This is a genomic window from Microcoleus sp. A6-C6, from assembly GCF_036705955.1.
GTDB lineage: Bacteria > Cyanobacteriota > Cyanobacteriia > Cyanobacteriales > Microcoleaceae > Microcoleus.
This window is the reverse complement of record NZ_JAUBVR010000006.1, coordinates 116,118-122,047: the sequence shown is the minus strand read 5'-3', so window position 1 is coordinate 122,047 and position 5,930 is coordinate 116,118. Positions and strand designations below refer to the sequence as shown.

Here is a 5,930-nt window from a genome sequence, read left to right as displayed (position 1 = left end):
TCAATGTCCGAAGCAATAGCTGGAGTCACTGAGAAGCCTACGCCATACTGTACTCAGTTGGCGTAGGAGTATGTCACGGAAAATCAGGTCATGGCAACCAACAACATTGAAGTCGTTTTCAGCTTTGATACAACCGGCAGTATGTACCCTTGCTTGACCCAAGTTCGTCGGAAAATTAAAGAGACGGTGACAAGACTGCTTGATGAAATTCCGGGCATTCGGATTGGCATTATTGCTCACGGGGACTATTGCGACGCTGGCAGCACCTATGTGACTAAACACCTCGATTTGTCAGGCGATGTCGGCAAAATTTGCAATTTTGTTGAAAATGTAGAACCCACTAGCGGTGGCGATGCTCCAGAATGTTATGAATTAGTCTTGCACGAAGCTCAATCACTTTCTTGGACTCCAACTAATTCCAAAACATTCGTACTAATTGGCGACGACATCCCGCACGCACCCGCTCAAACTCCCCAAAAACTTAACTGGCGTCAGGAAGTAGATAAGTTAGCACAGATGGGAATTGCCGTGTACGGCATCCAAGCTCTCAACCGTCCCCATGCCACTTTATTCTACAAAGAACTAGCCGAAAAATCTGGCGGTTTTCACCTCAATCTCGACCAGTTTTCCTACATCACAGATTTGTTTTTAGCAGTTTGTTACCAACAGTCGTCTAACGAACAACTACAAGCTTACGAACAAGAAGTAGTCAGTCAAGGTCGCATGAGTCGCGGATTAAACAAAATGTTTGATACCATGCTCAAGCGGGAAGGCGCTGCTGTTTATGAATCAGCAGAATTGCGAACTGTAAAATCGGGGAGATTTCAGATTCTCGAAGTAGACAATGAGATTTCGATTAAAGCTTTTGTTCTGGAGAATGGTTTGGCTTTTAAAACCGGGCGCGGGTTTTATGAATTTACTAAAACAGAAACTATCCAAGGCAAAAAAGAAATTGTGCTGATGGAACGTTCCACAGGGGATTTATTTGAAGGAGAAGCAGCGCGAGAAATGTTGGGTTTGCCAATGGGGGAGACAGCTCGTCTCAAACCGAGCAATCTAGAAAAGTATGCGGTTTTTGTGCAAAGTACCTCGGCGAATCGCAAGCTGATGGGGGGGACTCGTTTCCTTTATGAAGTTGAAGATTGGGATCGTTAATCGATTTTAAATGTCCCAGCTACAACCGCAGAGCGGCAGAGATAATGCTAAAATCTCTATGGTTTTTGTTTGTCCTACGCATCTGCGGTTAGAAAATATACACTTTTAAATTAATATGCAACCCGAAATTCAGCAGCGAGTTAAACAATTGAGGCAGCAGCTACAGGAAGCTAGCTATGCTTATTATGTTCTTGATGCGCCGATGATGGCTGATGAGGTGTACGATCGCCTTTATCGACAGTTACAAGAGTTAGAATCAGATTATCCTGAATTAATTACTGCCGAAAGCCCGACTCAGCGCGTGGGAGAACAGCCTGCTACTCAATTTTTTAGCGTCAAGCATAATATTCCTCTCTACAGTTTGGAAAATGCTTTTAATTTTGAGGAATTGACCAAATGGCAGGAACGATGGCAAAAGTTAGCAGGGGAAAATCAGCAATTAACTACTGAATATGTTTGCGAGTTAAAAATTGATGGTTCTGCTTTAGCATTAACCTATGAAAATGGGATTTTAGTTCGCGGTGCTACGCGGGGAGATGGGATTGCGGGAGAGGATATTACTCAAAATGTTAAGACTATTCGCTCGATTCCTTTAAAACTGAATTTAGATAATCCGCCGCCTGTTGTGGAAGTGCGGGGAGAGGCTTTTTTGTCTTTAGCTGTGTTTGAGGAAATTAATCGGGAACGGGAAAAAGCAGGGGGACAATTGTTTGCTAATCCTCGAAATGCGGCGGCGGGTACGCTGCGACAGTTGGATTCTAAAATTGTGGATCAGCGACGGTTGGATTTCTTTGCTTATACTCTGCATTTAGATGAAGCTAATCAGGAAAAGACGCAAGGGGAATCTTTGGAATTGTTGCGAAGAATGGGGTTTAAGGTGAATCCCAATCGCAAAGTTTGCTATTCTTTGGATGAGGTGCGGGAGTATTACGAATATTGGGATACTGAACGGCGAAATTTGCCTTACATGACAGATGGGGTTGTTGTTAAGATTAATTCGGTTTTGTTGCAAAAACAGTTGGGTTTTACTCAGAGGTTTCCGCGTTGGGCGATCGCCCTGAAGTATCCGGCGGCCGAAGTCCCTACAATTGTAGAAGCAATAACTGTACAAGTCGGGAGAACCGGGGCTCTGACTCCTGTGGCGGAACTCAAACCTGTGCAGTTGGCTGGAACCACGGTTTCGCGCGCTTCTCTCCACAATAGCGATCGACTTTCCGAGCTAAATCTCCACATTGGCGATACTGTGATTGTCAGAAAAGCTGGGGAAATTATACCAGAAGTTGTGCGAGTTTTAGCAGAACTTCGTCCCCAAAATGCTCAACTTTTTCAAATGCCTAGCTGCTGTCCCGAATGCGCGCAGCCTGTGGTTCGGGAAAAAGGGGAGGCCGTTACTCGCTGCATCAATACGTCTTGTCCGGCAATTTTGAGGGGTTCGCTGATTCATTTTTGCAGCCGGGATGCTTTGGATATTAACGGTGTTGGGGAAAAGTTGGTGCAGCAGATGGTTGATAGCAATCTGGTGGAGTCGGCGGCGGATTTGTTCGATTTGACTGCGGAAAGGTTGATGGTTTTGGAACGCATGGGTAAGAAGTTAGCAGAAAAGTTGGTAAGTGCGATCGCCCAATCGAAAAATCAACCTTATTCGCGGGTACTTTACGGCTTGGGAATCCGCCACGTTGGTAGTGTCAACGCTCAATTGCTGACAGAAAGGTTTGCAAATGTGGAAGAGTTAGCCACAGTATCGGCGGCGGCGATTGAGGGCGTATACGGCATCGGGCCGGAGATTGCACAATCGGTTTCTCAGTGGTTTCGAGTTCCGGCGAATCAAAGTTTAATCGCACGGTTAAAAACTGCGGGTTTGCAATTGCACTCAGAAGTTAAAAGTCAGAATTTAGCAGACATGAATTTACAATTTGCTGGCAAAACCTTTGTGCTGACGGGAACTTTGCCGACTCTGAAACGAGATGAAGCTAAAGATTTGATTGTCAAAGCTGGAGGTAAGGTCACAGGTTCTGTAAGCGCTAAAACTAATTATGTGGTTGTGGGTGAAGATGCCGGTTCTAAGTTAGAAAAGGCTCAATCTTTGGGAATTGAAATACTTTCGGAGGCTGACTTATTGGAACTTTTGGGAGGTTGAAATTGGTAATTGTCGTAAAGTGCGCCATAAGCACTTACTACTAAAGGGCATCGACAAAATTTTAGTGGCTTAGGTACAAATAGCCGAGCGCGAATTGTGCAATACCTCAAAAGGCATAGAAATCGCGCTCGCGATCGATCAATATACATACTTCCGGGGCGCTACTACCTTTTGAGGTTGCCAGTACAGACGAGTTTTGCTAAAATTTTAGATAATTTGCAAGAGCGCGCCGTCGCCCCCGGCAATTCCCAGCAAGTCGCAAAAATCAGAGGAGATACGTGATGTCGGAAATCCCAGAACAAACACCAACAAATTTGCCGCCTCCAGAAATAAGTTCCGAAACCTCTATTTCTTTGACGGACAACTTAAAAAGTAGCTTGGGAAATATCCTGAGCAGTTGGAAGATTAAAGTAGGATTAGGAGTTGCTGTACTTTTTGGAGTGTTGCTCTTGTGGTTTTATTGGCAGCACATGATTGCAGTCGCAGGTATGAAGAGTTGGGCGAGTCGATCGGGTGCTAGAGCGATCGAATGTATGGTAAGAGATACTAATAACGACCAGTATGTAAGTTGCAGCGCTCTCCTCGACCAGCAAATTGTCCCTCTCGAATGCAGTTCTAGTTTGTTAAACATCGGTTGTCGCGTCAATTATGGAACCGCAGCACCTAATGTGAAACAGGGAGGGCCAAGAGCTTCTGCTTCTTGATAATTTTTAACTCGCTTGGTAATCGGAAAAATATGATTCTGATGGCAAGAACAAATGGTGCTTCATTCAGTTGACAGTTGACAGTTGACAGATGAGGGCGACCTCTACCTATAAGGAAGAGGATTGGGGTAATGAATCGTCTTCTTTTTTTAATTTTTCCCGATCAGGGAGAGGCTTTAAACCAATTTTTTAGGGTCAGAATGAGATTAGGAGTGATGATTGAAAATCACCTTTCCTGACGCACCCTACCCTTGACTGCCAACTGCCAACTATCCACTGCCAACTATCCACTGCCAACTGTCAACTGCCAACTATCAACTGTCAACTCTTCTTACCAAGGACTTCCGATTAGGGTGAAACTGCTCCAGTAGTAAGGATGAGAAAAATCTTGGTTTTGTTGTTTTATATTAGCCGGTAAATTCAATTTGCCCGCTGTTGTCAGTAACTGCTCGTTTTTGATCCGAACTTTACCAGCAATCATCGCCTGTTGAGCAAGTTGCAGAGTTTCTGCCTTAGTTGTCGCTCCTCGCAACTGGTGGTAAAATTCGCTCATCAGCGCCAAAGTGCCTCCGTCGTCAACATACCACAAACTCCCTAACGCAGATTTCGCGCCAGATTTTACCGCTAAACCTCCAAAACCTAACTCTGCTTCCCCATCGCCCAAGGCTGTTCTACAAGCACTTAATACTAATAAGTCTACCTGCGGATTGCGCCAATTTAAACTTTCCATGCGATCAAGCTGCAATTTGGAATTCCACAGTTGAATGTAAGAATTGCTTGGTTTTCCCGGTTTGAAGTCGGCGTGGGTTGCTAGGTGAACTATCCGAAATCCTCTTTTGGCGTGCTCCGAGTTGAGATTATCTATAGTGAAAGTTGAATTGAGGAAAGATGGCCCGTGCCACTCGGTAGAAATCGCCTGCAATTCGATCGGCACACTGAGCAAGGGCTTTTGGTCAACAAATTCTGACCTTCCCATTGCTAGCACTGTGGCATCTCTAACTGCTTTATAATCGCTATTAGTCAAGCTGAAACTGGGAATTAGGCTGAAACTGTATTTTTGAATCAAGAAGCCTTTACCGTCGTGTAAAGCGGCAAACGGCACACTCCTCAATCCCGGATCGACTGACAGCAACAATGTCTGAATTCCTAAGTTTTGTAAGTCTTTGTCTAGAGGTGCGATCGCCCATTTATATAATTGCTGGGCGGCGTGTAGATAACTGGTAGTACCGCGTTTTGCCTGACTGGTGATTTCAGTCTGCAACTCCTGAACGGCTGGAAAAAGAGCTGCTCTGTTGGCTTCAGGGACGCTGTATTGAATCGGCCGCCCCACGGGAGGAACTAAAATTAGTTCTAGTCGATCGGCTCGCGAGACTATGTAGATGATACCAGACCGCTTGCCGGTTTGCTGTTCGATATTTCTTAATGTTTGTTGGAATGTCGCAATCATGACTTTTTGATCTGGAAGATTGGCTGTTACTCCCAGGTATTGTCCAAATTCTTGATTCCTTGTTTGTTCGATTCCCCAGATTGTTTCCTGTATGTCGTTACCTTCAAAAAGTCGATCGGGAGGCGGAACATATCCCAGAACTAAATTAGAAGTAGGCTTCAGCGATGGCGTTGTTTCGTTGGGAGGTGTTGCCTGTTGGCTGGGGGGTAACTTACTGGCGATACTTGAATCCAGTCTTAAAATTTGACCCGCAGCAGCGCCGGGAGTGTCCAGCGGTGGAATTTTGCGACGGCCTTGCAAGTCTTCTGCATCGGGGATTGAGGGTTGCGGTGCGGGTGTTGCTGCGGGTGTTGCTGCGGGTGCGATCGTCCTGGGTGACAATGCGTTAAAGTCGATCAAAGTTACTGCTACCGACTCCTGCGGGGGCGCTGTCTGCCCAACAATCGGCGGAATTGTTTCCGTTATTTGCGGAATTGTCGGCGGAATT

At 45.5% G+C, this 5,930-nt stretch carries 4 protein-coding genes; 3 read left to right on the top strand and 1 reads right to left on the bottom strand.

Annotation, left to right across the window (positions count from 1 at the left end):
* Nucleotides 1-90 precede the first annotated feature (90 nt).
* The 3 genes from QUB52_RS04795 to QUB52_RS04785 all read left to right on the top strand — a co-directional run bounded on the left by QUB52_RS04795 (nt 91) and on the right by QUB52_RS04785 (nt 3,996).
* The gene (locus tag QUB52_RS04795) at nt 91-1,155 is read left to right on the top strand and encodes a vWA domain-containing protein (RefSeq protein WP_332970403.1); all 1,065 of its coding nucleotides are present in this window, start codon (nt 91-93) and stop codon (nt 1,153-1,155) included.
* Nucleotides 1,156-1,270: 115 nt separating this feature from the next.
* A complete protein-coding gene (gene ligA / locus QUB52_RS04790; protein ID WP_332974685.1) occupies nt 1,271-3,292 on the top strand; it encodes an NAD-dependent DNA ligase LigA in 2,022 nt (673 codons plus the stop codon).
* A 281-nt stretch (nt 3,293-3,573) separates the two neighbouring features.
* Nucleotides 3,574-3,996, top strand: coding sequence for a hypothetical protein (locus QUB52_RS04785; RefSeq protein ID WP_332970405.1), 423 nt, complete (start codon nt 3,574-3,576; stop codon nt 3,994-3,996).
* A 331-nt stretch (nt 3,997-4,327) separates the two neighbouring features.
* Here the strand turns inward: QUB52_RS04785 and QUB52_RS04780 are convergent.
* A partial coding sequence (locus QUB52_RS04780; protein ID WP_332974686.1) for a CHAT domain-containing protein occupies nt 4,328-5,930 on the bottom strand: 1,603 nt, incomplete at its 5' end.